Genomic DNA, 26,465 nt, shown 5'->3' with positions numbered 1-26,465 from the left:
ATGCTGCTGCGTTTTACCAAGATGCACGGCCTGGGCAATGACTTCATGGTTCTCGACCTGGTCAGCCAGCACGCGCATATTCTGCCCAAGCACGCCAAACAATGGGGTGATCGCAATACCGGGATCGGTTTCGATCAGTTGCTGATCGTCGAGGCCCCGAGCAACCCGGACGTGGATTTCCGCTACCGGATCTTCAACTCCGACGGTTCCGAAGTGGAACAGTGCGGCAACGGTGCGCGCTGCTTTGCCCGCTTTGTGCTGGACAAGCGCCTGACCACCAAGCGCCAGATCCGCGTCGAGACCAAGAGCGGCGTGATCGAGCTGGATATCCGCAACGACGGCCAGATCAGCGTCAACATGGGCGCGCCGCGCCTGGTGCCAGCGGACATTCCGTTCCAGGCGCCGGCCCAGGCCGACAGTTACACGCTGGACGTCGACGGCCGCCAGGTGCAACTGGCTGCGGTGTCCATGGGCAACCCCCACGCCGTGTTGCGGGTGGATGACATCAACAGCGCGCCGGTGCACGAGCTGGGGCCGAAGATCGAACACCACCCGCGCTTCCCGGCGCGGGTCAACGTCGGTTTTCTCCAGGTCTTGGACCGTCAGCGCGCGCAATTGCGGGTCTGGGAACGTGGCGCCGGGGAAACTCAGGCCTGCGGCACCGGTGCCTGCGCAGCTGCTGTGGCCGCGATCAGCCAAGGGTGGATGGATTCGCCACTATTGATCGACCTGCCGGGCGGGCGCCTGTCCATTGAATGGGCAGGCCCTGGCCAACCGGTGATGATGACCGGCCCGGCAGTGCGCGTATACGAAGGACAGGTGCGTCTTTAAGTGAGCGAAATCCATGACTGATCAGCCTCAGGTTCCCGCCGAAAAGCCCGACGAGTCACCGTCCGCCAACCTGGAAGCGGCCGCCGTCGCCGCCTACCTGGAAGCCCACCCGGACTTCTTCGTCGACCACGACGAACTGCTGCCGGCCTTGCGCATTCCCCACCAGCGCGGCGACACCGTGTCGCTGGTGGAGCGGCAGATGAAGATCCTGCGCGAGCGCAACATCGAGATGCGCCATCGTCTGTCGCAACTGATGGACGTGGCCCGGGACAACGACCGCCTGTTCGACAAGACCCGCCGCCTGATTCTCGCGCTGATGGACGCCACCAGCCTGGAAGAAGTGGTGATGAGCGTCGAGGACAGCCTGCGCCAGGACTTCCAGGTGCCCTTCGTCAGCCTGATCCTGTTCAGCGACAGCGCCATGCCGGTGGGCCGCTGGGTCTCGGCCGCCGAAGCCCAGGGCGCCATCGGCGGTCTGTTGTCCGAAGGCAAGAGTGTCAGCGGCAGCCTGCGCGAACACGAGCTGGATTTCCTCTTCGGCGAAGAACAGCGCAAGCAGATCGGCTCCACCGCAGTGGTCGCCCTGGCGCACCAGGGCATGCACGGCGTGCTGGCCATCGCCAGCCGTGACCCGCAGCACTACAAGAGCTCGGTGGGCACCTTGTTCCTCAACTACATTGCCGAAGTCACTGGCCGCGTATTGCCGCGCTTCACCCACTCGCTGCGCTCGGTACGCTGACCATGCAACAGCAACTGGACGCCTACTGCGCGCACCTGCGCAGTGAGCGCCAGGTGTCGCCCCACACCCTGCAAGCCTACCGACGCGACCTCGACAAGGTGCTGGGGTTTTGCGAGAAACAGCAGGTACGCAGCTGGAACGATCTGGACATCCAGGGCCTGCGCAGCCTGATTGCCCGCCTGCACCAGCAGGGTCAGTCGTCCCGCAGCCTGGCGCGCCTGCTGTCCGCGGTGCGCGGGCTCTATCACTATCTGAACCGCGAAGGGCTGTGCGATCACGACCCGGCCAACGGCCTGGCCCCACCCAAGGGCGAGCGCCGCCTGCCCAAGACCCTGGACACTGACCGCACCCTGCAGTTGCTGGACGGCGCTGTGGAAGACGACTTCCTGGCCCATCGCGACCAGGCGATCCTGGAGCTGTTCTACTCCTGCGGGCTGCGCCTTTCCGAACTGACCAGCCTCAACCTGGAACAGCTGGACCTGGCGGACGGCCTGGTGCAGGTCCAGGGCAAGGGCAGCAAGACCCGGGTCCTGCCAGTGGGTAAGAAAGCCCGGGAAGCCCTGGCGCTGTGGCTGCCGCTGCGGGCCTTGAGCAACCCGCCCGATGGCGCCCTGTTCGTCAGCCAGAAGGGCCGGCGCCTGGGGCCGCGCGCCATCCAGTTGCGGGTCAAGGCCGCCGGTGAGCGCGAACTGGGCCAGAACCTGCACCCGCACATGCTGCGCCATTCCTTCGCCAGCCATTTGCTGGAATCATCCCAGGACCTGCGCGCCGTGCAGGAGCTGCTCGGGCACTCGGATATCAAGACCACGCAGATCTACACGCACCTGGACTTCCAGCACCTGGCAGCGGTCTACGACAGCGCCCACCCACGGGCCAAACGCAACAAAGGCGGTGAGTAATGACCATCAAGCTGATCACCTTCGACCTCGACGACACCCTGTGGGATACCGCCCCGGTGATCGTCAGCGCCGAAGCCACGCTGCGCCAGTGGCTGACCGAGCACGCACCGAATCTCGGCGGCGTGCCGGTGGAGCACCTGTGGGCCATTCGCGAGCGCGTGCTGCTCGAACAACCGCACCTCAAGTACCGAATCAGCGCCCTGCGCCGTCAGGTGCTGTTCCATGCCCTGGAAGAGGCCGGGTATGAGCACAGCCAAGCCAGCCAGCTGGCCGACCAGAGCTTCGAAGTATTCCTGCACGCACGGCATCAGCTGGAGATCTTTCCCGAGGTACTGCCGACCCTGGAAGCCCTGGCCAATCACTTCGCCCTTGGGGTCGTGACCAACGGCAACGCCGACGTGCGGCGCCTGGGCCTGGCGGACTACTTCAAGTTCGCCCTGTGCGCCGAGGACATCGGGGTGGCCAAGCCGGATGCCCGGCTGTTTCATGAAGCCCTGCAACGCGGTGGCGCAACGGCCGATACCGCCGTGCATATCGGCGATCACCCGGGTGACGACATTGCCGGAGCCCAGCAGGCGGGCCTGCGTGCGATCTGGTTCAATCCTGCGGGCAAGGCCTGGGAAGCCGAACGCGCCCCAGATGCCGAGATCCGCAACCTGACCGAGTTGCCACGGCTGCTGGCCAGCTGGAAATAGGCGGCTGGCCGCCGCAGCCTCAAGCCTCAAGCCTCAAGCCTCAAGCCTCAAGCCTCAAACTTATAGCTTGCAGCTCGTAACTTGCCGCTGTCTTTCTTCCATGAAAAAGCCCGCAGCGACGGCGGGCTTTTTCAGCAAGCAAGTAGCAAGGCTCAGATAGGCCGGCTGCCGTACTTGTTATCAGGCTTCTTGGGCGGATCGGCGACCACATTGGCCTCGACTTCCTGCACTTTGCCGCCACGGGCCAGGAATTCTTCCATGGCACGCGCCAGTGCATCACGCTCCTTGTTCTTGGCCTCGACACTCGGCAGCTCGTCTACCGAGACGGCAGCCTTGGCCTTGCCTTTGGCGGTCGGAGCAGGAACATCACTGCCATCGTCTTCCGCCACATCGTCGGCGGCCGCTTCAAGACCTTCTTCGGTTTCGTCTTCGTCACCTACTTCGAGGTCGTCGTTTTCCAGATCATCGTCGCTCATGTTCTACCTCATGACTTGCGAAAAGCAGATTAGTTATAGCCCAGCTGTGCCGACTGTCGAAGGCCGCCGGAAAAAATCAACGTCCACTGATACTCAGCGGCTTATGCCTTATCACCCTGCAAGGTGGCAAGGACTTTGCGGGCACCGCCATGATCGCGATGCTCGCCTAGATAAACACCTTGCCAGGTACCTAGCGCCAAGCGCCCCGCCGCTACCGGCAAAGTCAGCTGACAGCCTAGCAAACTGGCCTTGAAGTGCGCCGGCAGGTCATCCACGCCTTCGTCGTTATGTTCGTACCCGGCCATGCCTTGAGGCACCAGGGTATTGAAGAAACGCTCGAAGTCACGCCGTACCGCCGGATCGGCATTCTCGTTGATGGTCAACGAGGCCGAGGTATGTTGCAGCCATAAATGCAGCAGACCAACCCGACATGCCTTCAACTCAGGCAGGCCGGCGAGCAACTCGTCCGTCACCAGATGAAAGCCCCGGGGCCTGGCCCGCAGGGTAATCAGGGTCTGTTGCCACATACCGATCTCCACGCTTCGGCGCGCATTCTAGCGCGCTCAGGGAAAAAACAAAGCGCCGAATAATCCTGCTTTAGTGTAAGCATTTGTCCTGCCGAAAATCGCCACGACAAACACGCCAATGCCTGTCAGAAAATCCTTTCAGCCTTTCTCGATGACAAACGCCAGGCAAAAAAATGCCCGGCCGGAGCCGGGCTTTTTTTCCCGCGCGATTACAGGTTGTAACCACGCTCGTTGTGTTGCGCCAGATCGAGGCCAACCGCCTCTTCTTCCTCGCTCACCCGCAGCCCCATGACCGCGTCCAGAACCTTGAGGATGATGAAAGTGACGATCGCGGTGTAGATCACCGTGAAACCTACACCCTTGGCCTGGATCCAGACCTGAGCGGCAATGTCGGTCACGGTGCCGAAACCGCCCAGGGACGGCGCAGCGAACACACCGGTGAGGATCGCACCGAGAATACCGCCGATACCGTGCACGCCGAAGGCATCCAGGGAGTCGTCATAACCCAGCTTGCGCTTGAGGCTGGTGGCGCAGAAGAAGCACACCACGCCCGCCGCCAGGCCGATGATCAGGGCGCCCATCGGGCCAACGGTGCCAGCTGCCGGAGTGATTGCCACCAGGCCGGCAACCACGCCCGAAGCGATACCCAGCGCGCTGGGCTTACCGTGGGTGATCCATTCGGCAAACATCCAGCCCAGAGCAGCGGCAGCGGTAGCGATCTGCGTCACCAGCATGGCCATGCCGGCAGTGCCGTTGGCGGCGGCGGCAGAACCGGCATTGAAGCCGAACCAACCCACCCACAACATGGCCGCGCCCATCAGGGTGTAGCCCAGGTTGTGCGGCGCCATTGGCGTGGTCGGGAAGCCTTTGCGCTTGCCCAGCACCAGGCAGGCCACCAGGCCCGCGATACCGGCGTTGATATGCACCACGGTGCCGCCAGCGAAGTCCAGCACGCCCCAGTCACCCAACAGCGAACCCGGGCCGCTCCAGACCATGTGCGCGATTGGCGCATAGACCAGGGTGAACCAGACGCCCATGAAGATCAGCATCGCGGAGAACTTCATCCGCTCGGCGAAGGCACCGACGATCAGCGCCGGCGTGATGATCGCGAAGGTCATCTGGAAGGTGACGAACACCGCCTCGGGGAACAACGCCGCCGGGCCGGTCAGGCTGGCCGGGGTGATGCCCGCCAGGAAGGCCTTGGAGAAGCCGCCCATGAAGGAATTGAGGTTGACCACGCCGGCTTCCATCCCGGTGGTGTCAAACGCCACGCTGTAGCCGTAGATGAACCACAGGACAGTGATCAGACCGGTGATGGCGAAGCACTGCATCATCACCGAAAGAATGTTTTTCGAGCGCACCATGCCGCCGTAGAACAGCGCCAGACCAGGAATGGTCATGAACAGCACCAGGGCAGTGGAGGTCAGCATCCAGGCGGTATCGCCGGAATTGAGCACTGGAGGGGGCACCGGATCTGCCGCCAAGGCCAGGCCAGGCATTACGAGGGACAACAGGGCTCCTAGCCCTGCGAATTTACGCAGAGTCATATTGTTTTCTCCTGGGGCGTTGGGTTTGGCGGCTTAGATTGCGTCGGTATCGGTTTCGCCGGTACGGATGCGAATAGCCTGTTCCAGATTGACCACGAAGATCTTGCCGTCACCGATCTTGCCGGTGTTGGCGGCCTTGGTTATCGCCTCGATAACCCGGTCAAGATCCTTGTCGTCAATGGCGACATCGATCTTCACCTTCGGCAGGAAATCCACCACGTACTCCGCACCGCGATACAGCTCGGTGTGACCCTTCTGCCGGCCGAAGCCTTTGACCTCAGTGACGGTAATGCCCTGCACGCCGATCTCGGACAGCGACTCGCGCACGTCGTCCAACTTGAACGGCTTGATGATGGCAGTGACTAGCTTCATGAAACTCTCTCCCGAATTGGTGGACTTGCCCCAGGAAAACAAACCCGACTCAAGTCTAAGCGCAGTGCCTGGCTTTGTAACGCATCGTCGGCCTTCCTCAGCCACACAGACGCCAGCTAACCGCTCCTGACGAAACACTCCCCGCTCCGCCTGCCGCACTGCATTCGTCACAGCGACTGCATCAGTGCATGGGTCACCAGGGTCTAAGCAGAAAGCTTGCCAGCTCGGGAAAAATCAGTGATTTCAGTCCCTTGCCCATCGCCAACGGGAAATAGCGGAAAACCACGCCCGGGATACGCACAAAAACAGTGCGCCAGCGCCCGGCCAGATGCGCGAAAAACGTGCAACCCAGGCTCACTTGGAGCGCGGTGGCTGCGTGATACACTGCGGGCCGACTGCAATTCAGGACTCTCCCATGCTCGCGCCCAAAGACCTTCTCGACGCCCTGAGCGGCCACGCCTCGCGGTTGCTCAGCGGTGAAACACCGCTGCCTCGCAATGAAATCGAAAGCCAGTTCAAAGCCCTGCTGCAAAGCGGCTTCAGCAAGCTCGACCTGGTCAGCCGGGAAGAATTCGACAGCCAGATGGTGGTCCTGGCCCGCACCCGCGCACGCCTGGAAAGCCTCGAAGCCAAAGTGGCGGAACTCGAAGCGCGGCTGAACCCGGTACAAGACTGAGCTGAACACCTGATTCGCCGGCAGCCCGACTCCCGCAGACCCGCGTCGTGGGAACCGGCCTGCCGGCGACATATCCTGTGCCCATTCAGGCGCCTCGCCCCGCCACACCCTCATCTATCCTTGCAACACCGCAGGACGCGGTTCCCGCTGTCGCAAGGAAGAGCTCCCCATGTCGCTGGCAATCATTCACAGCCGTGCTCAAGTAGGCGTGCAGGCCCCGGCCGTCAGCGTTGAAGTGCACCTGGCCAACGGTTTGCCGAGCCTGACCCTGGTGGGCCTGCCGGAAACCGCGGTCAAGGAAAGCAAGGACCGGGTACGCAGCGCCATTCTCAATGCCGGGTTCAATTTCCCCTCGCGCCGCATCACCCTCAACCTGGCTCCGGCGGACTTGCCCAAGGACGGCGGGCGCTTCGACCTGGCCATCGCCCTGGGCATCCTCGCCGCCAGCGTGCAGGTGCCGGCGCTGGCCCTGGACAACATCGAATGCCTGGGGGAACTGGCGCTGTCCGGAGCAGTTCGCGCGGTGCGCGGCGTACTCCCTGCCGCACTGGCAGCACGCGACGCCGGACGTACCCTGCTGGTGCCCCGGGCGAATGCCGAAGAAGCCTGCCTGGCCAGTGGCCTGGAGGTGATCGCCGTCGAGCATCTGCTGGAGGCCGTGGCCCATTTCAACGGCCACGCACCGATAGCGCCTTATGTCAGCGACGGCCTGACACAGAGCCACTCCCCCTACCCCGATCTCAACGAAGTACAGGGCCAGCTCGCCGCCAAGCGTGCCCTGCTGATCGCTGCGGCCGGTGCCCACAACCTGTTGTTCAGCGGCCCGCCAGGCACCGGCAAGACCCTGTTGGCCAGCCGCCTACCCGGCCTGTTGCCGCCGCTGCAGGAAGACGAAGCCCTGGAAGTGGCGGCCATTCAATCGGTGACCAGCCACGCGCCCCTGCGCCACTGGCCCCAGCGGCCATTTCGCCAGCCCCACCATTCGGCTTCGGGGGCGGCGCTGGTCGGCGGTGGCTCCAAACCCCAGCCTGGGGAAATCACCCTGGCCCATCACGGCGTGCTGTTTCTCGATGAGCTGCCGGAGTTCGACCGCAAGGTTTTGGAAGTCCTGCGCGAGCCCATGGAGTCCGGGCAGATCGTCATCTCTCGGGCCCGCGACCGGGTGCAGTTCCCGGCACGCTTCCAGCTGGTCGCGGCGATGAACCCTTGCCCCTGTGGATACCTTGGCGACCCCAGCGGCCGCTGCCGTTGCACGCCGGAACAGATCCAGCGCTATCGCAACAAATTGTCCGGCCCGTTGCTGGATCGCATCGACCTGCACCTGACCGTGGCCCGCGAAGCCACGGCCCTCAACCCCGAGCCGCAAGCGGGCAAGGACAGCGCCGGGGCCGCGGCTAAAGTGGCTCAGGCACGCGAACGGCAACGCCTGCGCCAGGGCTGCGTCAATGCCCTGCTCGACCTGCCCGGCCTGCGTCGCCACTGCCCGTTATCCAGCGCCGACGAACACTGGCTGGAAGCCGCCTGCGAACGCCTGAACCTGTCGTTGCGCGCGGCCCACCGCCTGCTCAAGGTGGCGCGCACCCTGGCGGACCTGGAACAGGCCACCCGGATCAACCGCGAGCACCTGGCTGAAGCCCTGCAGTATCGACCCAGCGCCGACTGAGGGCTCACTCGCGGGACAGGTCCACCAACGGCGTTGCCCGCACTTCAGTCTGACGCCCGTCCTGAATCAGGCTGACACGACCCAGGGCTTTATCCACAGCCACTTTGTCTGCCAGCAGGCTGTAACGAATGACGAATTGCCGTTGCTCCTTGGCACCGAGGGTTGGCACCAGGTTCAACGGTCGCTGATAGCGGCGGTTGTAGGAAAAACTGGTGCCCGGCTCCAGCCCTGTCACATAGCCCTGGCCCTGGGTGTCGGTGTTTTTCCACAGGGAAAACACCGGCAACTGCTGGGTGTTGAAAGCCAGGGAAACCCCAAGGCTGCCGGCCTTGTTGTGCAGCACCGCCAGGGTCTCGCCCTGGGCATCGGCGTAAGGCACGACGTTGTACACGGTTTCGTCATAGTCGCGGGTCGGGCCGCGATAGGTCTGCCAGTCCGCCAGATCCGCCTTGGCCTTGTCGTTGAACGGCGAGACCTGCTTCACCGGCGCGGCGAACTTCGCTCCCTGCTCAAGGAACGGCGTGCTGAAATTGCTGTGGTACAGCGCCTGGTATTCCTTCGCATAGTCGCCGTTGTTGGTCAGGCGATCATTGAGGGTGAAGCTGGTGCTGCCCGGCTCGGTGACCAGCTCGGTGGCGACTCCGAAATCAACCTTCTTGAACGCCTGCTCCTTGAGCTCGCCCCGCAGGTGAATCGCATAAGGCGGCTGTTCATCGATGTGCAGGGTGACCCTGCTGGCGGGGATGTTTGCCGCGCGACCATGCAGGGTCAGCAGTTCGCCATTGTCCATGCCCGGGTGCCCGACCCATTCATAACCACAACGGGTCACCAGCTCGTTGAAGCCCTCCAGCCAGCCCAGGCCGCCACGGCCGTTGAGCTCGATGAACGCCGGATTGACCACCTCCTTGACCGGCGAGTCCCAGCCCAGGCGCACATCGCCCACCGATGCCTGCAACACGTTCATGCCCCGGGTCGGCACCACCGAGAGCTTCATCAGGCCATTGTCGATGTCGATGATGCTCACGCCTTCCTGGCGCCCGCCATGCAACGTGCGCAAGGTCACGGAAAACGGCTGTGCGAGCTTCAGCCCCAACTGTTCACTGGTCAGGTGCAGGTTCTGAGGGGCCTTGTCGGTGTCGAGCAATACATAGTCCCAGGCCATGGCGTGGGAGGTCGCGGCCAGCGCGCCGAGGGTGACCAGCAGTTTGAGCGGAGTCATGAAGGGATGCCTTTTTTGGAGTTGTGCGGTTTTTATAGCGCTGAAGAATCGTTTCAGCAAGCTACAAAATCCCAATTTACCGTACCGGTCCCTTACTGCCCGCGGCGCCCCATTCACCCTCGAACCCGAGCAGCAGGCCAGCCACCTCCATGACGTTCTGCAAGGCTGCCCGGGCAGGTCCTGGGTGGAAATCTCGGCGAAACCCTTGCTGCGAAATAATTCCAGGGCAGCCTGGATGATATCGGCCAGCGCGTGGGTCCGGGGCTGGCCGAGTCGGCAAGCCTCGGAACGGCCGGCTTGGCCTGCTCAGCGGAAGCGATCGACTTCCCGGCGCAAGTCGGCGGCCAGGGTTTCCAGCTCGCGGGCGGTGAGCGCCAGGTTGGACACCACCTCGCGCTGCTCGCTGTTGGCCTGGGCGATGCTCTGCAGGTTACTGCTGAGCACCGTGGCGGTGCTGCTCTGTTCCTGGGTCGCGGTGGTGATGGCGGCGAACTGCTCGCCGGCGCTGCGGCTCTGCTCGTCAATCAGCGCCAGCGCCGAGGCCACGTCGGCGTTGCGTGACAGCCCTTCCTGCATCAGGCGGTTGCCCTGCTCCATGGTCTCGATGGCGTTGCCGGTTTCCTGCTGGATGCTGGTGATCATCTGCGAGATTTCATCAGTGGCCTCGCGGGTCCGTGAAGCCAGGTTGCGCACCTCATCGGCGACCACGGCAAACCCGCGCCCCTGCTCGCCGGCACGAGCGGCCTCGATGGCGGCGTTGAGGGCCAGCAGGTTGGTCTGATCGGCAATCGCGGTGATCACCCCGACAATGCCGCCGATCTCCTGGGAACGCTGGCCCAGGGTATTGATCACCGTGGCCGTGCTGTTGAGGGCCCCGGCAATCTGCTCCAGGGAAGTCGAAGCCTGTTCCATGGACTCGCGGCCAATATGGGTCTGCTGGGCATTTTCCTGGGCCAGACGCTGGGTGCTGCCCATGTTGTCGGCGATGTTCAGCGAAGTGGCGCTGAACTCTTCCACCGCCCCGGCCATGCTGGTGATTTCGCCGGACTGCTGCTCCATGCCTTCATAGGCGCCACTGGACAGGCCGGACAAGGCCTGGGCCCGGCCGTTGACCTCGGCGGCGGAACGGCGGATGTGCTCGACCATGGTCGACAGGGCTTCGCCCATCTGGTTGAAACTGCGGGCCAGCTGGCCGATTTCATCATGGCTGGAAACATTCAGCCGCACGCTCAGGTCGCCGCCACCCAGAGCCTGGGCCTGGCGCACCAGATCGCTCAGGGGCGCCAGCTTACTGCGCAGCAGCCAGACCGTGGCGCCGACGGCCAACAACATCGCCAGCAGGCTGCCGATCACCAGTCGAATACCGACACTCCAGGTCACCGCACGAATCTCCGCCTTGGGCATGCTCGCCACCACCGACCAGGGGCCGCCCTCGAACGGCACCGCCAGGCTGTAGAAGTCCTCGCCCTGGTCGCTCCAGAAACGCCCCTTGCCCGGTTCCTTGGCGGCCGCCGCCATGATCTGTGCCGCCGGCTCCAGCGCCTGCACGCCAGCCGGTGGCACCAGCCACTTGCGCTGCTCATCGAGCAAGGCCAGGGAGCCGCTCTGGCCGATGCGGAAACGCTTGAGGTTGGCGAACTGGGCATTCTGCGCATCGGTGTAGTCGAAGCCGACGAACAGCACCGCAATGACCTTGCCACTGCGATCCAGGACCGGTGTGTACTGGGTCATGTAGAAGCGTTCGAAGAGCAAGGCGCGGCCGACATAACCCTGGCCCGCCATGAGTTTCTGGTAGGCCGGGTGAGCGTGGTCAAGCAAGGTGCCAATGGCCCGGCTACCGTCCTGCTTGCTCAAGGAAGTACTGACTCGGATGAAATCGTCGCCGCTGCGCACGAACAGGGTCGCCACCCCGGCGGTCATCTGCTTGAACTCGTCCACTTCCTCGAAGTTGTTGTTCAGCACCACCTCCCCCAGGTGCAGGCCCGGGGTCTGGACCCCGGCCACGCTCACCGGTTGCTCGGGATGCAGGCTCAGGCCGCTGCTGAAACGATTTTCGAACAGGCCGCTCAGGCGCTGGGTGCTCTCGCGCAGGCTGCCATGGAAGGTGTTGAGCTGGTCGGCCAGCAGACGCGCTTCACTGGCCAGGTGCTCTTCTCGGGTATCGAGGTTCGCCGAATCCAGCGATCGCAGGGCAAACAGGGTGCTGCCACTGATCACCAGGGCGAGTATCAAGGCAAGGGCAAGCCCTAGCTGAGAGGCTATCCGGGCACGGGGTTGGGACATGATGGCTCCTTGCCGAGAAGGCGGATCATCCTGATCGGTCAGCACGCTCGGCAGTAATAATTCTAAGATTTTTAGTAATTTAGGACCTTCCTGAACGCTGGTTCCATAACCCATGGATTCGGCGGCGCCGGTGAATACTTGAGCGCCTTGCAAGGATATCTGTGCACCCCCGCCGGCCGGGCACTGCATCGTTTCAGCCGAGCCGCTCTACCTCGGGCAGTTGCATGGCCTGGACCTCCCCCTGAAGAAAATCGCTGAGCCGCCGCAAACGTTCACCTCCGGGCCGGGTCTTGGGCCACACCAGGTAGTAATTCAGGCCACTGGCCACAGCCGTCGGCCAAGGCAGGCTCAGGCGGCCTTGGGCCACGTCTTCCGCCACCATCAGCAAATCGCCCATAGACACGCCGTAGCCGCGCGCCGCGGCGATCATCCCCAGCTCCAGGGTGTCGAACACCTGACCGCCCTTGAGCGACACCTGGTCGGTCAGGCCCATGTGCTCCAGCCAACTGCGCCAGTCGCGGCGGTCCGGGGTCGGGTGCAGCAGTTCGGTGGCCGCCAGCCGCGCCACATCCCAGGGCGGGTCTTCGAGCAGGTTCGGCGCGCCCACCGGAATCAGCAGCTCGGGAAACAGGTAGCTGGCCTCCCAGTCCGGGGGGAAGTGGCCATTGCTGAGCAGCACCGCGCAGTCGAAGGGCTCCTGATTGAAGTCCACCGAATCCACATCCATCCAGGCGCTGGTGAGCTGCACCTCGTTGCCCGGCTGCAAGTGGCGGAAGCGGCTGAGTCGCGCCAGCAGCCAGCGCATGGTCAGGGTCGAGGGCGCCTTCATGCGCAGGATGTCATCTTCGGCGCGCAGGGTATTGCAGGCCCGCTCCAGGGCACCGAAGCCCTCGCGGATGCCCGGCAGCAGCAGGCGCGCCGCCTCGGTCAACTGCAGGTTGCGCCCGCTGCGCTGGAACAGCCGGCAGGCGAAGTGATCCTCAAGGGTACGGATATGCCGGCTGACCGCACTCTGGGTGATCGACAGCTCTTCGGCTGCCCGGGTGAACGAGCTGTGCCGGGCGGCCGCCTCAAAGGCGCGCAGGGCATAGAGCGGGGGAAGGCGACGGGACATGCGGGCACTCCAGAACGAGATAGGCCAAGCTACCAGAAAGCGCTTTGCATGAGTTTTAATCATGCCAGCAATCGTTTTTATCCCTTTGTGCAATGGCCCGCAAGCGCCGAAAATCAGCGCTCTCCCGGACTTTCCCCTGATCGAGCCTGATGACCATGCAGCATCCAGCACGTACCGAACTCTGGGCCATCCTGCGGCTGGCGGGGCCGCTGATCGCCTCGCAACTGGCGCATATGCTGATGGTCCTCACCGACACCCTGATGATGGCCCGCCTGAGCCCCGAAGCCCTGGCCGGCGGCGGCCTGGGTGCCGCCAGCTATTCCTTCGTGTCGATCTTCTGCATCGGCGTGATTGCCGCGGTGGGCACCCTGGTGGCGATCCGCCAAGGCGCCGGCGACATCGAGGGTGCCGCGCGCCTGACCCAGGCCGGGCTGTGGCTGGCCTGGCTGATGGCCCTGGTGGCCGGCCTGTTGCTGTGGAACCTCAAGCCATTGCTGTTGCTGTTCGGCCAGACCGCCAGCAACGTCCACGCTGCCGGCCAGTTCCTGCTGATCCTGCCGTTCGCCCTGCCCGGCTACCTGAGCTTCATGGCCCTGCGCGGCTTTACCAGCGCCATCGGCCGGGCCACGCCGGTGATGGTCATCAGCCTGGCGGGGACGGTGGCCAACTTCCTGCTCAACTACGCGCTGATCACCGGCATGTTCGGCCTGCCAAAGCTCGGCCTGGTGGGCATTGGCCTGGTCACCGCGATCGTCGCCAACTGCATGGCCGTGGCCCTGGCCTGGCACATCAGGCAGCATCCGGCCTACGCCGCCTACCCGCTGCGCCAGGGCCTGGCCCGGTTGAACACCCAGTACCTGCGTGAGCTGTGGCGCCTGGGCCTGCCCATCGGCGGCACCTACGCGGTGGAAGTCGGCTTGTTCGCCTTCGCCGCGCTGTGCATGGGCACCATGGGCAGCACCCAGTTGGCGGCGCACCAGATCGCCCTGCAGATCGTGTCGGTGGCGTTCATGGTGCCCGCGGGCATCTCCTACGCCATCACCATGCGCATCGGCCAGCATTACGGGGCCGGGCAATTGCTCGACGCACGGCTGGCCGGGCGCGTGGGCATCGCCTTTGGCGCGGTGGCGATGCTCGGATTCGCCATGGTCTTCTGGCTGCTGCCGAACCAGTTGATCGGGCTGTTCCTCGACCACAACGACCCGGCCTTCAGCGAGGTGATCCGGCTGGCCGTGAGCCTGCTGGCGGTGGCCGCGTGGTTCGAGTTGTTCGACGGCACCCAGACCATTGCCATGGGCGCAATCCGTGGCCTCAAGGATGCCAAGACCACCTTCCTGGTCGGCCTGGGCTGCTACTGGTTGATTGGTGCACCGGCGGCCTGGCTGATGGCCTTCACCCTGGGCTGGGGGCCAACCGGTGTCTGGTGGGGGCTGGCCCTGGGGCTGGCGTGCGCGGCCATCAGCCTGACCCTGGCGTTCGAGTGGCGGATGCGCCGCATGATCAAGCGTGAACCGCCCGTGCCGGCCATGAACCTCCAGGCCAGCCAGGCGGATTGAGCCCTGAGCCGGCGGCTTAAACCATCCCGTCCTGCAACGCTTGCTGGCTGCTGCCGAACGTCAGGTAGTCCATCAGCTCCGCCAGGGGCAGCGGCTTGCTGATCAGGTAGCCCTGAACCTGGTCGCAGCCAAAGCCTCGCAGCAACGCCAGTTGCTCCGCGGTCTCCACGCCTTCGGCCACCACATCCAGGTTGAGGTTGTGGGCCAGGTTGATCATGGCGTGGACCAGCTTGCGGTTCTCTTCACGCTGTTCCATGCCACCGACAAAGCTCTTGTCGACCTTGAGCAAGGTGATCGGCAGGCTGTTGAGGTGCACGAAGGACGAGAAGCCGGTGCCGAAATCGTCCAGGGAAAACCGCACGCCCAGGCGCCCGAGGGCATCCATGGTCTGTTTCACCAGGTCACTGCGGCGCATCACTGCGGTTTCCGTCAGCTCGAACTCCAGCCACTGGGCCTCGACTCCGCGCTCGGCAATCAGCCGGCTCAGGGTCGAGAGCAGCTGGCTGTCCTGGAACTGACGGAACGACAGGTTGACGGCCATGTGCAGCGGCGGCAGCCCACGTTCGCGCAGGGCCTGCATGTCGCGCAGGGCACGGGAGATCACCCAGTACCCCAGGGGCACGATCAGCCCGCTCTGCTCGGCCAGGGGCACGAACTCGCTCGGCGGCAGCAGGCCGCGCTCGCCATGGCGCCAGCGCACCAGGGCTTCAAGACCGACGATCTTGCCGTCGTGCAGGTTCAGCCGCGGCTGGTAGTGCAGCTCCAGCTCGTCTCGGCGCAAGGCCCGGCGCAGCTCGCTTTCCAGGTCGGCGAGGCTGCGGGCGTTGCGGTTGATCCGCTCGTTGAAGATATGAAAGGTGCAGCCCTGGGTGCTCTTGGCCTGCTGCATGGCGATGTGCGCATGCCACATCAGCGGGTCGGCGCCGGCATTGGCCCGGGCGTGGGCAATCCCCAGGCTGCAGCCGATCAGCAGGCTTTCGCCATCGACCCAATAGGGCTCGGCCATGGCTTCGGTGATGCGTTCGGCCATCCACTCGGCCCGCTGTGGGGCGCGCCGGGTGTCGATCAGCAAGGCAAACTCATCACTGCCCAGGCGGGCCAGTTGATCGCCCGCCTCAAGCTGGCTTTTCAGCCGCGAGACCACCTGCAGGATCAGCCGGTCGCCGGCCTGGTGGCCGAGGGCGTCGTTGGCGTGGCGGAAGTTGTCCAGATCCAGATGGCCCAAGGCCAGGCCACGACCTTCATTCTCCGCCAGGCGCGCGGCCAGCAAAGTCTGGAAGCCCTGACGGTTGGCAATGCCGGTCAGAGGGTCCTGCTCGGCCAGGCGCTGCAGGGTATTTTCCAGCACGCCGCGCTCGCGCACATGGCGCAGGCAGCGGCGCAGGGCATCGGTACTCAGGCAGGAACTCACCAGCCAGTCGCTGACACCCACCGGGGCTACGGGCGGTTCCTGGTCCAGCAGCAACACCGTGGGCAAGCTGCAGCGCCCGGGGCCGGGCTGCAAATGTGGAAGGGTCAACAGGACCGCATTGCGGTCGTCTTCAAACAAACGGCTGACAGACTCCCAGTTGGGAGCACTGATCAATACCACCGAGTCACCCAACGGAGCGACACACTCGCGCAACAACGCTGTCCATACTGGCTCTTCGGCCAGTAGCAGCAAACGCAAGGGTTCGACAGGCTTAGACAAGCTAGCTCCCTAGACTCTGCAAATTAAGTTGGCGGCGGGCATTATGGCGCGCAAATAAGCAATAACAAATGATATTGATTATCATACGCAATTTCTTGTACCGCTCTAACTCGAACATTAGCCGCATATTCAGCGCGCATCCTGAGGGAAAGTATCAAAACCGGCAAATTTAGATCGCGTTGTGTGTCACAAGTCGCAGAGACGCAGCAGAATCTGTCCAGCCTGTTAAAATGCCCGCCCTTTTCGTAACCGATCCCTTTTTACCGTCATGTCCCGACTCAATCCCCGGCAGCAAGAAGCCGTGAACTACGTCGGCGGCCCTCTTTTGGTGCTCGCCGGTGCTGGCTCCGGCAAGACCAGCGTGATCACCCGCAAGATCGCGCACCTGATCCAGAATTGCGGCATCCGCGCCCAGTACATCGTCGCCATGACCTTTACCAACAAGGCGGCGCGGGAAATGAAGGAGCGGGTCGGCACCCTGCTGCGCGCCGGCGAAGGCCGCGGCCTGACCGTGTCGACGTTCCACAACCTGGGCCTGAACATCATCCGCAAGGAGCATGTGCGGCTGGGCTACAAGCCGGGCTTCTCGATCTTCGACGAAACCGACGTCAAGGCCCTGATGACCGACATCATGCAGAAGGAGTATTCCGGGGACGACGGCGTCGACGAGATCAAGAACATGATCGGCTCGTGGAAGAACGACCTGATCCTGCCCGCCGAAGCCCTGGAAAATGCGCGAAATCCCAAGGAACAGACCGCCGCCATCGTCTACACCCACTACCAGCGCACGCTCAAGGCGTTCAACGCGGTGGACTTCGACGACCTGATCCTGCTGCCGGTGAAGCTGTTCGAAGAGCACGCCGACATCCTCGAGAAATGGCAGAACAAGGTCCGCTACCTGCTGGTGGACGAATACCAGGACACCAACGCCAGCCAGTACCTGCTGGTGAAAATGCTCATCGGCAAGCGCAACCAGTTCACCGTGGTGGGCGACGACGACCAGTCGATCTACGCCTGGCGCGGCGCGCGCCCGGAAAACCTGATGCTGCTCAAGGACGATTACCCGTCCTTGAAAGTGGTGATGCTGGAGCAGAACTACCGCTCCACCAGCCGCATCCTGCGCTGCGCCAACGTGCTGATCTCAAACAACCCCCACGAGTTCGAAAAGCAACTGTGGAGCGAGATGGGCCACGGCGACGAGATCCGCGTGATCCGCTGCCGCAACGAGGACGCCGAGGCCGAACGAGTGGCCATGGAGATCCTCAGCCTGCACCTGCGCACCGACCGGCCCTACAGCGACTTCGCCATTCTTTACCGGGGCAACTACCAGGCCAAGCTGATCGAACTGAAGCTGCAGCATCACCAGGTGCCCTATCGCCTGTCCGGCGGCAACAGCTTCTTCGGACGCCAGGAAGTAAAGGATCTGATGGCCTACTTCCGCCTGATCGTGAACCCGGACGACGACAACGCCTTCCTGCGGGTGATCAACGTGCCGCGTCGGGAAATCGGCTCCACGACCCTGGAAAAACTCGGCAACTACGCCACCGAACGCAAGATCTCGATGTACGCCGCCACCGATGAAATCGGCCTGGGCGAACACCTGGACAGCCGCTTCACTGATCGCCTGGCGCGCTTCAAGCGCTTCATGGACCGGGTCCGTGAGCAATGCGCCGGCGAAGACCCGATCTCCGCCCTGCGCAGCATGGTCATGGACATCGACTACGAGAACTGGCTGCGCACCAACAGCTCCAGCGACAAGGCCGCGGACTACCGGATGGGCAACGTCTGGTTCCTGATCGAGGCCTTGAAGAACACCCTGGAAAAAGACGAAGACGGCGAAATGACCGTCGAGGACGCCATCGGCAAGCTGGTCCTGCGCGACATGCTGGAACGTCAGCAGGAAGAGGAAGACGGCGCCGAGGGCGTACAGATGATGACCTTGCATGCCTCCAAGGGCCTGGAATTTCCCTACGTGTTCATCATGGGCATGGAAGAGGAAATCCTCCCGCACCGCTCCAGTATCGAAGCCGATACCATCGAGGAAGAACGGCGCCTGGCCTACGTGGGCATTACCCGCGCACGTCAGACCCTGGCCTTCACCTTCGCGGCCAAGCGCAAGCAGTACGGTGAAATCATCGACTGCGCGCCGAGCCGTTTCCTTGATGAACTGCCCCCGGACGATCTGGCCTGGGAAGGCAACGACGACACCCCGACCGAAGTCAAAGCCGTTCGCGGCAATAGCGCTTTGGCGGATATACGCGCGATGTTAAAGCGCTAAAATCGACTATTTTTAAACGACCTTTGGCCCAGAAGAGGCCTGTAGAGGAAGCTCCGTGGAAGCACTGCACAAGAAAATTCGCGAAGAAGGCATCGTGCTTTCCGATCAAGTACTGAAAGTCGACGCCTTTCTGAACCATCAGATCGACCCGCAGTTGATGAAGCTGATCGGCGACGAATTCGCCACGCTGTTCAAGGATTCGGGCATCACCAAGATCGTCACCATCGAAGCCTCCGGCATCGCCCCGGCGATCATGACCGGCCTGAACCTGGGCGTGCCGGTGATCTTCGCCCGCAAGCACCAGTCGCTGACGCTGACCGAAAACCTGCTGTCGGCCACCGTGTACTCCTTCACCAAACAGGTGGAAAGCACCGTGGCCATTTCGCCACGGCACCTGACCAGCAGCGACCGCGTGCTGATCATCGATGACTTCCTGGCCAACGGTAAGGCGTCCCAGGCGCTGATCTCGATCATCAAGCAGGCCGGCGCTACCGTGGCCGGCCTGGGCATCGTCATCGAAAAATCGTTCCAGGGCGGCCGTGCCGAACTGGACTCCCAGGGCTACCGTGTGGAATCCCTGGCTCGGGTCAAATCCCTGGCCGGTGGCGTGGTCACCTTCATCGAGTAAACCCGCCCGCCAGCCCTGCGCAGGGGCTGGCTGCCGTGGGCGCCGGCGTGCCAGCGACGGCGCTCTTGAGAGCAGTGCCAGGCCTGCCGGCCCCTACGACAACGTGGGTGCAGTGGCCTGCAGGCCAGCCAGCAGGAAGCGCTGGTAAAGCTCCTCCCGCAGCCCATCGGGCTGCTCCAGCCCCATGCGCTGCAGATGCGCCGCAAATGCCTCAGGCTCCGGCGCATCGAGTGCCGCCTTGCCCAGTTCGAGGATCTCGCTGAGCTTGAACTTGCTCTTGAGCCAGTTCAGCGCCCGCAGCAGGTCACGCTCCTCGTCGCTGAAGTCGCTGCCCAACGGATACTCCGGAAACAGATGGCGATGACGCGCCTGAATGTGCTGCAAACGCTGTGGGCTGTTGTCGGCAAAACGCGGCTCCAGCTGAAAATCCTTCGCCAGCTTGCCGGCTTTCTGTGCCTGCTCGATCAACCCCGGCTGGAAGCGTGAGTCACTGATATTGAGCAGTGCCTCGATCACTTGCGCGTCGGTCTTGCCCCGCAGATCGGCGATACCGTATTCGGTGATGACGATGTCGCGCAGATGCCGGGGAATGGTGCAGTGGCCGTACTCCCAGACGATGTTGGAGCTCACCTCCCCGCCCGACTCACGCCAACTGCGCAGGATCAGCACCGAACGGGCATCCGCCAGGGCATGGCCCTGGGCAACGAAGTTGTATTGCCCGCCGACACCGCTCAGCACCTTCCCGCCCTGCAACTGATCGGACACCGCCGCGCCCATCAGGGTCATGGTGAAGGCACTGTTGATAAACCGCGCATCCCGGCGTTGCAGGCGCTTGAGTTCTTCATGGCCATACAGCTCGTTGATGAAGCTGATGGCGGTCATGTTGAACTCCGCCAGCTTGCGCTTGGGCAGCTCCCGCAGACGCTGATAGAAGCTGCGCGGCCCGAGGAAGAAACCACCGTGGACCGAAACCCCGCCGACAGCCGAGTCCGGGTCCAGGGTGCCGGCATTGGCCTGCTCTTGCTGCGCCACTGTCGGGTAGACCTTGCGCCGCACGATGCCCGCATCGACCAGGGCCAGCAGGCCGTTGACGAACATTTCGCTGCACCCATAAAGCCCCTGGGCAAAGGGCTCGATACCGCCTTCGTGGTCGATCAGCGGCTGCCAGTAGTCCACCTTCAGCTCCGCCAGCAGGGCGCGGTAACCTTCGTTGTCGGCCTGCCGCGCCAGCAAGGCTGCAGTCAGCGCGTCGCCCATGGAGCCAATGCCGATCTGCAAGGTGCCGCCGTCGCGCACCAGGGTGCTGGCGTGCAGGCCGATGCAGTGGTCCTGGACGCCGACCGGCATGTTCGGCGTGGAGAACAGGGTGCTGCGTTCTTCGTCATCGATCAGCAGGTCGAGGTCCGCGGCGTCGATTTCGGAGTCCCCCGGCATGTACGGCAGGTCGCTGTGGACCTGGCCGAGGATCAGGATGGTCTCCCCCGCCGCACGGCGCTTGGCAATCATCGGCAGCAGGTCGAGGGTGATGTCCGGGTTGCAGCTCAGGCTCAGGCGCTCGGGGTGTTGCGGATCGCGGGCCAGCAGTTGCGCCACCAGGTTCAGGCCGGCGGCATTGATGTCCCGGGCGGCGTGGCTGTAATTGCTGCTGACGTAGTCCTGCTGCGCCGGGTCGCTGTGCAAAAGGCTGCCGGGCTGCATGAAGAACTGCTGGACACGAATGTTCGCCGGCAGGCGGTCGCGGCGCAGGTCGGCGAGAAAATCCAGTTCCGGGTAGTCGCCGAATACCCGCTCGACAAAGGGTTCGAGGAAGCGCTTCTGCAAACCGTCGCCCAAGGCCGGACGGCCCAGGCTCAGGGCGGTGTAGATCGTTAGCTGGCGTTCCGGCAACTGGGCAATGCGCCGGTACAGGGCGTTGGCGAAACGGTTGGGTTTGCCCAGGCCCAGGGGCATGCCCAGGTGAATGTGTTGCGGCAAACGGGCAAGCACTTCATCTACCGCATGCTCGATAGAACAGGATTGCAGCATCTGACCCTCCGGGGACCGTCCATGAATTGAGGTTGGACCGAGCTTGCCGGGAGTTTGCTGCATTGACCAGTACGCAAGACAAATGGCGCCCACAAAAAAGCCGCTCGTAAGCGGCTTTTTCGCTGAAGATGGCGGCTTATTTCAAACCGGACATCTTCTGGATTGCGCCTTTGAGCTCGTCATCGGAGCAATCGGCGCAGGTGCCTTTAGGCGGCATTGCGTTGATCCCGGTGATGGCCTTGGCCAGGATGCCGTCGAGGCCGCCCTGGTGATCGGCGCGCTCTTTCCAGGCCGCGGTGTCACCGATTTTCGGTGCGCCCAACAGGCCAGTGCCATGGCAAGCGTTGCAGTGCTTGGCAATCACGTCATCCGGGGACTTCGCGCCACCGCCACCGCCCGCAGAGGCGGCCACTTCCATACCCTTGCATTCCTGCCCCTGGACGCAGACCTGGCCGACAGGCTCAAGACGCTTGGCAATATCATCATTAGTCGCAGCTTGAGCGCTGACTGCCCAAAGGGCCAATACGGTTGCTGGTGCGGCCAGCATTTTCATAATTAGGTTCACGCGTACACCCTCAATGGTGGCTAGTCACGCCTGCGGCCACGGTTTCGCAGGCGGGCGAAAGTATAACGGTTAGCCCGCCACACTGAAACAACCCCAAAGTCGAAGGGGTCTTATTCGCGGCAAAATGTCGCTGCGGCTTCACTGCAAGCCTTGCAGGACGCCTCTTGATCTAGAAGTTCGCCGGAGTGGCTGCGCTGATTAGTCGCGCCGGAACATCGAACGGATTACGGAAACGGTGCGGCTTCGTACTCTCAAAGTAGTAGCTGTCGCCGGCTTCGAGGACAAATGTTTCAAGCCCTACCACCAGTTCCAGGCGACCCTCGAGAAGAATTCCGGTTTCCTCGCCGTCGTGGGTGAGCATCTCTTCACCGGTATCGGCACCGGGTGGGTAGATCTCGTTGAGGAAGGCAATGGCACGGCTCGGATGGGCCCGGCCGACCAGTTTCATGGTCACCGCACCATCGGAGATATCGATCAGTTCGTGGGCTTTGTAGACGATCTGAGAAGGCGTTTCCTGGAGGATTTCCTCGGAAAAAAACTCCACCATGGACATCGGAATGCCACCCAGCACCTTTCGCAGCGAACTGATCGAGGGGCTGACGCTGTTCTTTTCGATCATTGAAATGGTGCTATTGGTGACGCCCGCACGCTTGGCGAGCTCACGCTGGGAAAGACCTTTCAGTTTACGGATGGATTGCAGTCGTTCACCGACGTCCAATGCGGCAGCCTCCTAGGCGGGAATCAGGCGTTGTTGTAATTGAGCGTTATCATGGCGACAGCGTTCAGTATTTACAACACTTGCTCCCGATTCCCCCAAAGGCAGGCGACTTTCGGTACAGGCCGCGTAATCTCAGCCTTCGCAGTACACCAGCGGCACTCGGCGCAGGTTGCAGAACAGCTGATAAGGGATGGTATCGGCGGCCAGCGCGACCTCGCTGGCAAGGATGTTCTTGCCCCACAATTCCACCGTGGAACCGAGGCCGGCCTGCGGCACATCCGTCAGGTCGATGCACAGCATGTCCATGGACACACGGCCCAGCAGACGGCTGCGCTGGCCCGCCACCAGCACCGGCGTGCCCGTCGGCGCATGGCGCGGATAGCCGTCGGCATAACCCATGGCGACCACGCCAATGCGCATCGGCTTGTCGGTGATGAACTTGGCACCGTAACCCACCGGTTCGCCAGCAGGCAGCTCACGCACGCAGATCACCTTGGATTCCAGGGTCATCACCGGCTGCAGGCGCTCGGCCACGGAGTTGTTTTCTTCGAACGGTGTGGAGCCGTAAAGCATGATGCCGGGACGCACCCAGTCACTGGGCACGCTCGGCCAGCCCATGACCGCCGGCGAGTTGCGCAGGCTGATCTCGGCCCCCAGGCCCTGGCGAGCCGCTTCGAACACCGCGACCTGCTCGCTGCTGCGCGGGCAGTCCAGCTCGTCCGCGCGGGCGAAGTGGCTCATCAGCACAATCTTCTCGACCTTGCCGCTGGCCTGCAGGCGTTGATAGGCCGCCTGGTAATCCCGGGGATGCAGGCCAACACGGTGCATGCCCGAGTCCAGCTTGAGCCAGACCGTCAGCGGCTTGGCCACTGCCGTCTGCTCGATGGCCTCCAGTTGCCATAAAGAGTGCACCACGCACCAGAAGTCATGCTCGACAATCAGCGCCAGTTCGCAGGCTTCGAAGAAACCTTCCAGCAGCAGGATCGGCGCACGAATGCCGGCGGCGCGCAGCTCAAGGGCCTCTTCGATGCAGGCCACGGCGAAACCGTCGGCCTCGCCTTCCAGGGCCTGGGCGCAACGCACCGCGCCATGGCCGTAGGCGTCGGCCTTGATCACCGCGAGGGCGCGAACGCCCGAGACTTCACGGGCCAGTTGGTAGTTGTGACGCAGGGCTTGGAGATCGATCAGGGCACGGGCAGGACGCATGGCGGCAGACTTCTAGGCGGTCATGGGGAATAAAAAACCGGCGCTGGATGACGGCGAACCGCCACCGGCACCGGGAGAGGGATCTTGTCGCTTAAGGCAGAGCAGCCACTACCGACAGCTCAACCAGGATTTCCGGCTCGCAGAGCTTGGCTTCGACAGTGGCCCGGGCCGGGGCCACGCCTTTTGGCAGCCACTGGTCCCAGACACTGTTCATGCCTGCGAAGTGGGCATCGATGTCCTTCAGGTAGATGGTCACCGACAGCAGCTTGCTCTTGTCGGTGCCGGCCAGGTCCAGCAGGCGCTCGATATTGGCCAGGGTCTCGCGAGTCTGCTGTTCGATCCCGGCCTGCATGTCATCGCCGACTTGCCCAGACAGATACACCGTACCGCCGTGAACAACGATCTGGCTCATGCGCTCATTGGTGAGCTGGCGCTGGATTGACATGTTTAGCTGACTCCTGAGGGTTGCCATAACGGGAAATATCGAGGCCTTCGGCGCTGATCTGCGGCTTTTTCTTGGCCATCAGATCCGCCAGCAGGCGACCGGAACCGCAAGCCATGGTCCAGCCAAGGGTGCCGTGACCGGTATTGAGGAACAGGTTCTTGAACGGCGTCGCGCCAACAATCGGCGTGCCGTCCGGCGTGGTCGGACGCAGGCCGGTCCAGAAACTGGCCTCGGCCAGATTGCCGCCCTGAGGATAAAGGTCGTTGACGATCATCTCCAGGGTTTCGCGCCGACGCGGGTTCAGCGAGAGGTCAAAACCGGCTATTTCAGCCATGCCGCCAACGCGGATGCGGTTGTCGAAACGGGTGATCGCGACCTTGTAGGTTTCGTCGAGGATGGTCGACGTCGGGGCCATCGCCGGGTTGGTGATCGGCACGGTCAGGGAGTAACCCTTGAGCGGGTACACCGGGGCCTTGATGCCCAGCGGCTTGAGCAGTTGCGGCGAATAGCTGCCCAGGGCCAGCACGTAGCGGTCGGCGGTTTCCAGCTTGCCGTCGATCCACACGCCATTGATCCGGTCACCGGCAAAGTCGATGCGCTGGATGTCCTGGCCGAAGCGGAATTCCACACCCAGCTTGCTGGCCATTTCCGCCAGGCGAGTGGTGAAGATCTGGCAATCGCCGGTCTGGTCGTTGGGCAGGCGCAGGGCACCGGCGAGGATATCGGTAACGTTGGCCAGGGCCGGCTCGACCCGGGCGATGCCTTCACGGTCCAGCAATTCGAACGGCACGCCGGATTCCTTGAGCACCGCGATGTCTTTCGCCGCGCCGTCCAGTTGTGCCTGGGTGCGGAACAGCTGGGTGGTCCCCAGGCTGCGGCCTTCGTAGGCGATGCCGGTTTCCGCACGCAGTTCGTCGAGGCAGTCACGGCTGTATTCGGACAGGCGCACCATGCGCTCTTTGTTCACCGCATAGCGGCTGGCAGTGCAGTTGCGCAGCATCTGCGCCATCCACAGGTACTGATCGATATCGGCGGTGGCCTTGATCGCCAGCGGCGCGTGGCGCTGCAGCAGCCACTTGATGGCCTTGAGCGGCACGCCCGGAGCGGCCCAGGGCGAAGCATAACCAGGCGATACCTGGCCGGCGTTGGCGAAGCTGGTTTCCATGGCGGCGGCCGGTTGGCGGTCCACCACGGTCACTTCAAATCCAGCTCGAGCCAGATAATAGGCACTGGTGGTTCCGATAACGCCACTGCCCAAGACCAGAACGCGCATTTTCATATCCTCATCGCGGCTTGACCGCTGACGTTTGTTATTCAGAGCAAAGATGCGCGCAGTGTAAGAAACATTGAGCAGTGATTTTCACTATATAACCGCCTATATTTGGCGAGAATTCTCGGCAATATTGCTTTTCACGGAGGGGCATCCCCTATGCGCACCAACCATCAGACCCGTCGGGCCCTGGACAAGATAGATCGCAATATCTTGCGGATACTGCAAGCCGACGGACGCATTTCCTTCACCGAGCTGGGGGAACGGGTGGGCCTCTCCACGACCCCCTGCACCGAGCGTGTGCGCCGCCTGGAACGCGAAGGCATCATCATGGGCTACAACGCCCGGCTCAATCCGCAGCACCTCAAGGGCAGCCTGCTGGTGTTTGTCGAGATCAGCCTGGACTACAAGTCCGGCGATACCTTCGAGGAATTTCGCCGGGCGGTACTGAAACTGCCCCACGTGCTGGAGTGCCACCTGGTGTCCGGTGACTTCGACTACCTGGTCAAGGCGCGAATCTCGGAAATGGCGTCCTACCGCAAGCTGCTGGGAGACATCCTGCTCAAGCTGCCCCATGTACGCGAATCCAAGAGCTACATCGTCATGGAAGAAGTGAAGGAAAGCCTGAGCCTGCCGATTCCGGATTGAACTGAGGGGGGGCGACCGGGACGGTCGTGCGGTTCGCTAGACCAGCACCTGGCGAGTGCTGGCCATGTAGGCGTGAATCTGCTTCTCGACCCGGGGGTGGATCATCTCCACCGGGCGCCGACCGTTGGGGCACGGCAGGCTCGGTGTAGTACCGAACAGACGGCAGATCAGCGGACGCTCGTCATACACCGTGCAGCCGTTGGGGCCCAGGTGCACACAGTTGAGCTCGTCCATGGCCGCCTCCTGCTCGGCAGCCGTCTTGCGCGGCAGGCGGGACATTTCTTCCGGCGAGGTGGTGACCGGGCCGCAGCAATCGTGACAGCCGGGAACGCACTCGAAAGAGGGAATCTGCTGACGCAGGCTACGGACAATTTGACGGTTGCAGCTCATGAAAA

25 protein-coding genes and 1 pseudogene are annotated in these 26,465 nt (G+C 63.1%); 10 read left to right on the top strand and 16 right to left on the bottom strand.

Annotated elements, in window-relative coordinates:
* Genes dapF through LXM55_RS13690 form a run of 4 tightly spaced genes read left to right on the top strand, consistent with a single transcriptional unit; the run spans position 1 to position 3,164 of the window.
* Positions 1-831, top strand: a complete 831-nt coding sequence (gene dapF / locus LXM55_RS13705) for a diaminopimelate epimerase (protein ID WP_011064186.1) — start codon at positions 1-3, stop codon at positions 829-831.
* 13 nt (positions 832-844) lie between these two features.
* On the top strand, positions 845-1,570 hold the full coding sequence (locus LXM55_RS13700; protein ID WP_233320842.1) for a DUF484 family protein: 726 nt from the start codon (positions 845-847) through the stop codon (positions 1,568-1,570).
* A gap of 2 nt (positions 1,571-1,572) precedes the next feature.
* Complete coding sequence (gene xerC, locus LXM55_RS13695; RefSeq protein WP_233320841.1) at positions 1,573-2,469, top strand: tyrosine recombinase XerC; 897 nt, start codon at positions 1,573-1,575, stop codon at positions 2,467-2,469.
* Entirely contained in the window at positions 2,469-3,164 is a 696-nt protein-coding gene (locus LXM55_RS13690; protein ID WP_233320840.1) for an HAD family hydrolase, read from the top strand. Before xerC ends, LXM55_RS13690 begins: the two co-directional genes overlap by 1 nt.
* Positions 3,165-3,316: 152 nt before the next feature.
* Here LXM55_RS13690 and sutA read toward each other — a convergent pair whose 3' ends face one another.
* The 4 genes from sutA to glnK all read right to left on the bottom strand — a co-directional run bounded on the left by sutA (position 3,317) and on the right by glnK (position 6,086).
* Positions 3,317-3,640, bottom strand: a complete 324-nt coding sequence (gene sutA / locus LXM55_RS13685; RefSeq protein WP_007926654.1) for a transcriptional regulator SutA — start codon at positions 3,638-3,640, stop codon at positions 3,317-3,319.
* A 101-nt stretch (positions 3,641-3,741) separates the two neighbouring features.
* On the bottom strand, positions 3,742-4,167 hold the full coding sequence (locus LXM55_RS13680; protein WP_233320839.1) for a secondary thiamine-phosphate synthase enzyme YjbQ: 426 nt from the start codon (positions 4,165-4,167) through the stop codon (positions 3,742-3,744).
* A 209-nt stretch (positions 4,168-4,376) separates the two neighbouring features.
* Positions 4,377-5,714, bottom strand: a complete 1,338-nt coding sequence (locus LXM55_RS13675) for an ammonium transporter (protein WP_233320838.1) — start codon at positions 5,712-5,714, stop codon at positions 4,377-4,379.
* 33 nt (positions 5,715-5,747) lie between these two features.
* Positions 5,748-6,086 carry a P-II family nitrogen regulator gene (glnK, locus tag LXM55_RS13670; protein ID WP_002555808.1) on the bottom strand — a complete coding sequence of 113 codons (339 nt, stop codon included), beginning with the start codon at positions 6,084-6,086 and terminating at the stop codon, positions 5,748-5,750.
* Positions 6,087-6,501: 415 nt separating this feature from the next.
* On the opposite strand from glnK, the gene LXM55_RS13665 reads away from it, so the two are divergent.
* Complete coding sequence (locus LXM55_RS13665) at positions 6,502-6,762, top strand: accessory factor UbiK family protein (protein ID WP_233320837.1); 261 nt, start codon at positions 6,502-6,504, stop codon at positions 6,760-6,762.
* A 169-nt stretch (positions 6,763-6,931) separates the two neighbouring features.
* Positions 6,932-8,425: a YifB family Mg chelatase-like AAA ATPase gene (locus LXM55_RS13660; protein ID WP_233320836.1), complete on the top strand. Its 1,494-nt coding sequence runs from the start codon at positions 6,932-6,934 to the stop codon at positions 8,423-8,425.
* A 4-nt stretch (positions 8,426-8,429) separates the two neighbouring features.
* Here LXM55_RS13660 and LXM55_RS13655 read toward each other — a convergent pair whose 3' ends face one another.
* From LXM55_RS13655 to LXM55_RS13645, 4 genes and pseudogenes are all read right to left on the bottom strand, one after another.
* A complete protein-coding gene (locus tag LXM55_RS13655; RefSeq protein ID WP_233320835.1) occupies positions 8,430-9,644 on the bottom strand; it encodes an aldose 1-epimerase family protein in 1,215 nt (404 codons plus the stop codon).
* A gap of 306 nt (positions 9,645-9,950) precedes the next feature.
* The gene (locus LXM55_RS32675; RefSeq protein ID WP_442799758.1) at positions 9,951-10,673 is read right to left on the bottom strand and encodes a methyl-accepting chemotaxis protein; all 723 of its coding nucleotides are present in this window, start codon (positions 10,671-10,673) and stop codon (positions 9,951-9,953) included.
* Positions 10,674-10,805: 132 nt separating this feature from the next.
* A pseudogene (locus LXM55_RS32670) lies at positions 10,806-11,927 on the bottom strand (Cache 3/Cache 2 fusion domain-containing protein); the annotation flags it as partial.
* A gap of 193 nt (positions 11,928-12,120) precedes the next feature.
* Positions 12,121-13,041, bottom strand: coding sequence for a LysR substrate-binding domain-containing protein (locus LXM55_RS13645; RefSeq protein WP_233320833.1), 921 nt, complete (start codon positions 13,039-13,041; stop codon positions 12,121-12,123).
* A 155-nt stretch (positions 13,042-13,196) separates the two neighbouring features.
* Between LXM55_RS13645 and LXM55_RS13640 the strand changes: the two genes are divergently transcribed.
* Positions 13,197-14,597 carry a NorM family multidrug efflux MATE transporter gene (locus tag LXM55_RS13640; RefSeq protein ID WP_233321042.1) on the top strand — a complete coding sequence of 467 codons (1,401 nt, stop codon included), beginning with the start codon at positions 13,197-13,199 and terminating at the stop codon, positions 14,595-14,597.
* 16 nt (positions 14,598-14,613) lie between these two features.
* Here LXM55_RS13640 and LXM55_RS13635 read toward each other — a convergent pair whose 3' ends face one another.
* Positions 14,614-16,287, bottom strand: coding sequence for a putative bifunctional diguanylate cyclase/phosphodiesterase (locus LXM55_RS13635; RefSeq protein ID WP_233320832.1), 1,674 nt, complete (start codon positions 16,285-16,287; stop codon positions 14,614-14,616).
* Positions 16,288-16,555: 268 nt separating this feature from the next.
* On the opposite strand from LXM55_RS13635, the gene rep reads away from it, so the two are divergent.
* Both rep and LXM55_RS13625 read left to right on the top strand, forming a co-directional pair.
* Positions 16,556-18,565 (top strand): DNA helicase Rep, encoded by a 2,010-nt coding sequence (gene rep / locus LXM55_RS13630; protein ID WP_233320831.1) that lies wholly within the window; start codon positions 16,556-16,558, stop codon positions 18,563-18,565.
* A 55-nt stretch (positions 18,566-18,620) separates the two neighbouring features.
* Positions 18,621-19,193 carry a xanthine phosphoribosyltransferase gene (locus LXM55_RS13625; protein ID WP_011064203.1) on the top strand — a complete coding sequence of 191 codons (573 nt, stop codon included), beginning with the start codon at positions 18,621-18,623 and terminating at the stop codon, positions 19,191-19,193.
* Between the two features lie 93 nt (positions 19,194-19,286).
* On the opposite strand, the gene LXM55_RS13620 is transcribed toward LXM55_RS13625, so the two are convergent.
* From LXM55_RS13620 to dadA, 6 genes are all read right to left on the bottom strand, one after another.
* Entirely contained in the window at positions 19,287-21,218 is a 1,932-nt protein-coding gene (locus LXM55_RS13620) for an acetyl-CoA hydrolase/transferase C-terminal domain-containing protein (protein WP_233320830.1), read from the bottom strand.
* Between the two features lie 136 nt (positions 21,219-21,354).
* Positions 21,355-21,771: a c-type cytochrome gene (locus LXM55_RS13615; protein WP_011064205.1), complete on the bottom strand. Its 417-nt coding sequence runs from the start codon at positions 21,769-21,771 to the stop codon at positions 21,355-21,357.
* A 181-nt stretch (positions 21,772-21,952) separates the two neighbouring features.
* The gene (locus LXM55_RS13610) at positions 21,953-22,501 is read right to left on the bottom strand and encodes a cupin domain-containing protein (RefSeq protein WP_015637462.1); all 549 of its coding nucleotides are present in this window, start codon (positions 22,499-22,501) and stop codon (positions 21,953-21,955) included.
* Positions 22,502-22,633: 132 nt separating this feature from the next.
* A complete protein-coding gene (alr, locus tag LXM55_RS13605) occupies positions 22,634-23,707 on the bottom strand; it encodes an alanine racemase (RefSeq protein ID WP_233320829.1) in 1,074 nt (357 codons plus the stop codon).
* A 91-nt stretch (positions 23,708-23,798) separates the two neighbouring features.
* Positions 23,799-24,152, bottom strand: coding sequence for a RidA family protein (locus LXM55_RS13600; protein ID WP_011064208.1), 354 nt, complete (start codon positions 24,150-24,152; stop codon positions 23,799-23,801).
* Entirely contained in the window at positions 24,124-25,425 is a 1,302-nt protein-coding gene (gene dadA / locus LXM55_RS13595) for a D-amino acid dehydrogenase (RefSeq protein ID WP_232643679.1), read from the bottom strand. The genes LXM55_RS13600 and dadA overlap by 29 nt, the downstream gene beginning before the upstream one ends.
* Positions 25,426-25,581: 156 nt before the next feature.
* Between dadA and LXM55_RS13590 the strand changes: the two genes are divergently transcribed.
* The gene (locus LXM55_RS13590; RefSeq protein WP_011064210.1) at positions 25,582-26,070 is read left to right on the top strand and encodes an Lrp/AsnC ligand binding domain-containing protein; all 489 of its coding nucleotides are present in this window, start codon (positions 25,582-25,584) and stop codon (positions 26,068-26,070) included.
* Positions 26,071-26,106: 36 nt separating this feature from the next.
* On the opposite strand, the gene LXM55_RS13585 is transcribed toward LXM55_RS13590, so the two are convergent.
* Positions 26,107-26,460 (bottom strand): YkgJ family cysteine cluster protein, encoded by a 354-nt coding sequence (locus tag LXM55_RS13585; protein WP_233320828.1) that lies wholly within the window; start codon positions 26,458-26,460, stop codon positions 26,107-26,109.
* Positions 26,461-26,465 lie beyond the last annotated feature (5 nt).

This window comes from Pseudomonas sp. Au-Pse12 (assembly GCF_021341665.1).
Classification (GTDB): Bacteria; Pseudomonadota; Gammaproteobacteria; order Pseudomonadales; family Pseudomonadaceae; genus Aquipseudomonas.
The sequence above is the reverse complement of the archived record's forward strand: the minus strand, read 5'-3'. Positions and strand labels throughout refer to the sequence as shown.

Coding starts and splice junctions, on each gene's coding strand:
- dapF (WP_011064186.1), top strand. CDS start 1: ATGCTGCTGCGTTTTACCAAGATGCACGGCCTGGGCAATGACTTCATG.
- LXM55_RS13700 (WP_233320842.1), top strand. CDS start 845: ATGACTGATCAGCCTCAGGTTCCCGCCGAAAAGCCCGACGAGTCACCG.
- xerC (WP_233320841.1), top strand. CDS start 1,573: ATGCAACAGCAACTGGACGCCTACTGCGCGCACCTGCGCAGTGAGCGC.
- LXM55_RS13690 (WP_233320840.1), top strand. CDS start 2,469: ATGACCATCAAGCTGATCACCTTCGACCTCGACGACACCCTGTGGGAT.
- sutA (WP_007926654.1), bottom strand. CDS start 3,640: ATGAGCGACGATGATCTGGAAAACGACGACCTCGAAGTAGGTGACGAA.
- LXM55_RS13680 (WP_233320839.1), bottom strand. CDS start 4,167: ATGTGGCAACAGACCCTGATTACCCTGCGGGCCAGGCCCCGGGGCTTT.
- LXM55_RS13675 (WP_233320838.1), bottom strand. CDS start 5,714: ATGACTCTGCGTAAATTCGCAGGGCTAGGAGCCCTGTTGTCCCTCGTA.
- glnK (WP_002555808.1), bottom strand. CDS start 6,086: ATGAAGCTAGTCACTGCCATCATCAAGCCGTTCAAGTTGGACGACGTG.
- LXM55_RS13665 (WP_233320837.1), top strand. CDS start 6,502: ATGCTCGCGCCCAAAGACCTTCTCGACGCCCTGAGCGGCCACGCCTCG.
- LXM55_RS13660 (WP_233320836.1), top strand. CDS start 6,932: ATGTCGCTGGCAATCATTCACAGCCGTGCTCAAGTAGGCGTGCAGGCC.
- LXM55_RS13655 (WP_233320835.1), bottom strand. CDS start 9,644: ATGACTCCGCTCAAACTGCTGGTCACCCTCGGCGCGCTGGCCGCGACC.
- LXM55_RS32675 (WP_442799758.1), bottom strand. CDS start 10,673: ATGGCCGGGGCGGTGGAAGAGTTCAGCGCCACTTCGCTGAACATCGCC.
- LXM55_RS13645 (WP_233320833.1), bottom strand. CDS start 13,041: ATGTCCCGTCGCCTTCCCCCGCTCTATGCCCTGCGCGCCTTTGAGGCG.
- LXM55_RS13640 (WP_233321042.1), top strand. CDS start 13,197: ATGCAGCATCCAGCACGTACCGAACTCTGGGCCATCCTGCGGCTGGCG.
- rep (WP_233320831.1), top strand. CDS start 16,556: ATGTCCCGACTCAATCCCCGGCAGCAAGAAGCCGTGAACTACGTCGGC.
- LXM55_RS13620 (WP_233320830.1), bottom strand. CDS start 21,218: ATGCTGCAATCCTGTTCTATCGAGCATGCGGTAGATGAAGTGCTTGCC.
- LXM55_RS13615 (WP_011064205.1), bottom strand. CDS start 21,771: ATGAAAATGCTGGCCGCACCAGCAACCGTATTGGCCCTTTGGGCAGTC.
- alr (WP_233320829.1), bottom strand. CDS start 23,707: ATGCGTCCTGCCCGTGCCCTGATCGATCTCCAAGCCCTGCGTCACAAC.
- LXM55_RS13600 (WP_011064208.1), bottom strand. CDS start 24,152: ATGTCAATCCAGCGCCAGCTCACCAATGAGCGCATGAGCCAGATCGTT.
- dadA (WP_232643679.1), bottom strand. CDS start 25,425: ATGCGCGTTCTGGTCTTGGGCAGTGGCGTTATCGGAACCACCAGTGCC.
- LXM55_RS13590 (WP_011064210.1), top strand. CDS start 25,582: ATGCGCACCAACCATCAGACCCGTCGGGCCCTGGACAAGATAGATCGC.
- LXM55_RS13585 (WP_233320828.1), bottom strand. CDS start 26,460: ATGAGCTGCAACCGTCAAATTGTCCGTAGCCTGCGTCAGCAGATTCCC.